This is a genomic window from Okeania sp. SIO2F4, assembly GCF_010672385.1.
In the GTDB taxonomy this organism is placed as follows: Bacteria; Cyanobacteriota; Cyanobacteriia; order Cyanobacteriales; family Microcoleaceae; genus Trichodesmium.
This window is the reverse complement of sequence record NZ_JAAHGT010000794.1, coordinates 1-4614: the sequence shown is the minus strand read 5'-3', so window position 1 is coordinate 4614 and position 4614 is coordinate 1. Positions and strand designations below refer to the sequence as shown.

The following is a 4614-nucleotide window of genomic DNA, read 5'->3' as shown; positions in this document are numbered from 1 at the left end:
TCTCTTATGCTTATGTAATGTATGGACTGATTCTCTGCGGTGTTATCGGCAACATTGAATTAGGCTATAAATTTGGAATACTGGCAAATCAACTGTTAGATAAGTTTGATTGTCAGCAGTTTGAATGTCGAATTTTGAATATTTTTAATGGCTTCATTCGTCATTGGCAAGAACCGCTACACACTACAATCAAATTTTTAGAAAAAGGCTATAAAGTTGGTATCGAGCGCGGAGAGATTGAGTTTGTAGGATATTGTGCCTTAAATAATGGCATCAATTCATTTTGGAGCGGGCAAGAATTGACCGATACTAAACAAAAGATAGCTAACTACACTGCAGCGATGGGCGAATTTAATCAACAAACAATTTGCACCTACTTAAAAATTTATTGGCAGTTAATTTTAAATCTATTGGATGACGTAGATGAGGAGAAAAAACCGTGGGAACTGAATGGATCTGCTTATCAAGAAACAACCATGTTATCAGTACATCAGGAAGCTAATGATGCCTACGCACTAGCACAACTTTATCTCTCAAAATTGTTTCTGCACTATCTGTTTTATGATTATTCAGAGGCGATCGCCACAGCAGAATTAGGTCAAACTTATATTGGCGTTTTGGTCGGTAATGCTGCTGTACCAATTTTTCCCTTCTATGATTCCTTGGCAAGATTAGCAGCATGGAATCAACTAATCACATCTGCACAAGAAGATGTATTGAAATTAGTCTCTGCTAATCAAGAAAAAATGAAAAATTGGGCAGATCGTTCCCCAGAAAATTATTTGTCAAAGTTTTATTTGGTAGAAGCAGAACGACACCGCGTATTGGGTAACAAAGCTGAAGCTATAGATTTGTACGAGCGCGCTATTTATCTAAATAAAGAAAACGAATATATCCAGGAAGAAGCACTCGCTAACGAACTTGCAGCCAAATTTTACTTAGATTGGGGCAAAGAAAAAGTCGCGAGCGGCTATATGCAGGAAGCTTACTACTGTTATGCTCGTTGGGGAGCAAAAACCAAAATCGCCGACTTAGAAAAACGCTATCCCCAACTGCTGACTCCCATACTACAGCGAACCAGTTCGACCCTTTTGAATCACGAAACTACTTTGCTATTAGGGACTCTCACATGCACCAGTTCCGCAACTGTTACCAGCAGTGTCTCTGTAGTCTTAGATTTAGCGACCATTCTCAAAGCTTACCAAGCACTCTCTAGTGAAATGGAACTAGAAAAACTCCTGTCATTATTACTTTCCATCGTCATCGAAAATGCGGGAGCTGATAAATGCGTATTAATGCTCCTGTCAGAAGAATGCTTGCTGATCCAAGGCTCGGTTACCTTGAGGAAAAAGCCAGTTGTGTTGCAACACCTTCCTATTGAGGATAGTCAGGACATTCCCCTGAAACTAATTTATAAAGTGAAGCACGACAGACAGACTGTTATGTTCGTTGATGCAAGTAACGAGGCGAGTTTAGCTGATGACCAGTACATCATAAATCAGCAGCCTAAAAGTATTTTGTGTAGCCCAATTTTACATCAAGGCAAATTACAGGGAATCTTATATCTAGAAAATAATTTAGCAACCGGAGTATTTACCAGCGATAGCGTCCAACTACTCAACCTACTCTGTACTCAAGTGGCTATTTCTCTGGAAAATTCCAAACTTTATGAACAGTCACAGCAATATGCTCAACAACTAGAGCAGTCATTGTCCGAATTGAGTGCAAGTAACTCTCGTTTTCATAATCTAGTAGATAATGTACCTGGTCTTGTTTATCAATTTTGCATTAGTCCATCAGGACTCAGAACCTTAACCTACATGAGTGCTGAGTGTCATAGTTTCTACGAAGTCACCGCCGAAGAAGCGATCGCCAATATTCAAATTCTCACGGATATGATACATCCAGATGATATTATTGAGCATAATCAGTCTCTTGCCGACTCCATACAAAACCTAAACCCATGGCACTGGGAAGGACGTATGGTAACACCATCAGGAATCATCAAGTGGGTTCACTGCGAAGCTCGAATTGCTCAACGTGCTGATGGAACTCTGGTTTTGGATGGGATGACATTGGATATTAGCCGTCGTAAACAAGCTGAACTTACATTAGAGCAAAAATCCCAAGATTTACAAAAAGCACTAACTGACCTGCAAGAAGCTCAATTACAAATTATCCAAAGTGAAAAGATGTCAGCTTTGGGTAATTTAGTAGCTGGAATTGGTCACGAAATGAACAATCCTTTAGGCTTTATTTCCGCGAGTATCGAGCTAGCTAAACCTACTATTACAGATATTATTGAACATTTACGACTCTATCAAGAAAGTCTCCCTAACAAAACCGATGAAATTATCGAGCATGCTGAAGAAATTGACTTAGATTATAGCTTAGAAGACTTACCCAAGATGATTGATTCGATGATGATGGCGTGCGACAGACTCAAAAACATCAGTACCAGTCTCCGCACTTTTTCTCGTGCTGACAAAGATTACAAAGTACCGTTTAATATCCATGAAGGAATTGATAGCACTATATTAATTCTCAAACATCGTCTCAAAGGTAATGAGACTCGTCCAGCTATTCAAGTTGTCACCAACTACGGTAATATCCCTGTGATTAATTGCTTCCCTGGTCAATTAAATCAGGTATTTATGAATATTATTGCCAATGGAATTGATGCTTTGGATGAATCAAATCTCGGTCGCAATTTTACCCAAATAGAAGCTAATCCCAACCGAATTACAATTCAAACATCGGTTGAAAATGAAAAGGTGAAAATTTCTATTGCTGATAATGGTAAGGGAATGAGTCAATCAGTCAAACAAAAAATATTTGACCATTTATTTACTACAAAATCTGTCGGAAAAGGTACCGGTTTAGGATTAGCGATCGCTAAGTCTATTGTGGTTGAAAAACATGGCGGTCTAATTACAGTCAACTCTCAACTGGGAGAAGGCACAGAATTTATGATTACCTTACCTACGACAGCAAAAAGAAAAATTTAACTTTCTCTCCTAGGGAATAGGGAATAGGGAATAGGGAATAGGGAACAGAGGAATGCCATAGGGAGTAGGGAGTAGGGAGAAATAATTGATGATTTATGCAGGATAATTAATTTTATTTTTTATTACTGGAGAGGTTTAATAGGGAATAGAAAAGCAGAAAAATAATTGTACCTCAGTAACTTGAGTAATACCATGTCCGGATAAGAGCGTGATGAAAACACTTTTTTCCCTGTATCCTGTCTCCTGTCTCCTGTATCCTGTCTCCTGTCTCCTGTATCCTGTATCCTGTATCCTGCCTAATTATTTATAACTGTTAAACCAAACATGATATTATTTAACCTTACTTTATTACTATCTTCTAATTATGGAAACAACTTGGGAAAGCATCACAAATCTCACAATTCTGGATATACCAGTAAGAATAATATTTATTATAGTCCTGGTTTTAATAGCCACATTAATTTTAAAACAATTATTAACCACAATTGTAATTAAGCGAATAGAAGCTTTAACCCGTAATACAAAAACAACCCTTGACGATCAATTAATTGCAGTTATTAAACAACCTATCGGATGGTTCATATATTTACTGGGATTTCGGGTTATACAATTAATCTTAACAGATTATATTTCTCCCGAATTCAATCAAACAATTAAAGGAATTATTAGCCTAGCAATAGTAGGTAATGTAGCACTAATTATCTACCGTACATCTCCAATTTTCGGAGGATTTTTGAGAATTTTATCAGCTCAAACAGACACTGAATTGGATGATATTATTAGCCCCTATATTCCGAAACTATTGAGGTTAACTGCCATAGTAATTTTTGCCCTAAAAGCAGGAGAAGTATTACTGGGAACTTCTGCTACTGCAATATTTGGTTTAATCGGCGGTTTTGGTCTGTCATTAGGCTTATTATTTAAGGATGTTATTGTTGATTGGGTAGCGACAATTGTAATTTATACTGACGTTTTGTATCGAGTAAATGACTGGCTTTTACTGCCAAGTGGTCTGAAGTGTACTGTACAACATATAGGTATGAGAAGTACAACAATTTATATACCCGATGAGGGAGTTACCCAGAAAATTCCTAACTCTAAAATGATTGATGGTAGCATCAAAAGTTTCTCTCAACAACCAATTGAAAATAAGACAGGAGCTTTTATGTCGTATATTAAAATTGATGGTATTTCATCTAAAAAAGTAGCTAATATCAGGGATAAAATTCGAGAAATACCAAAATCAATTGACATTTTATATGATTCTTGTTCAGTTAGATTTGAGGGATGTGAAAGAAATGCTCGTGTCATTAGAGTAATTGGATTTACTAATGATATAGAGAATTATTCGAGAGCTTATGACAAATTAAATTTGGCAATATTGGCTTTATTAGAACAGGAGGGAATAGATTTATTTGATGTGAATATTCTGAGCGATACAGAAACTTATAAAAATTGGCAGTATAGTTATAAAGAAGGGAGTAGGGAGTAGGAAATAGGCAGTAGTAATTTGGGAAGTAGGGAATAAAAAAGCAGAAAAATAACTGTACTTCAGTAACTTGAGAAACTCTATAAGTACCTGGTCGGTCAAAATTTCCAGTCTGGA

The 4614-nt window shown here is 36.8% G+C and carries 2 protein-coding genes; both read left to right on the top strand.

Annotated features, from left to right (window positions below; genetic code table 11):
* Nucleotides 1-3008 (top strand): GAF domain-containing sensor histidine kinase (locus F6K22_RS32820; protein WP_293107976.1); only part of this gene is annotated, 3008 nt, incomplete at its 5' end.
* 364 nt (nt 3009-3372) lie between these two features.
* Entirely contained in the window at nt 3373-4500 is a 1128-nt protein-coding gene (locus tag F6K22_RS32815; RefSeq protein ID WP_293107974.1) for a mechanosensitive ion channel family protein, read from the top strand.
* The last annotated feature ends 114 nt before the right edge of the window (nt 4501-4614 follow it).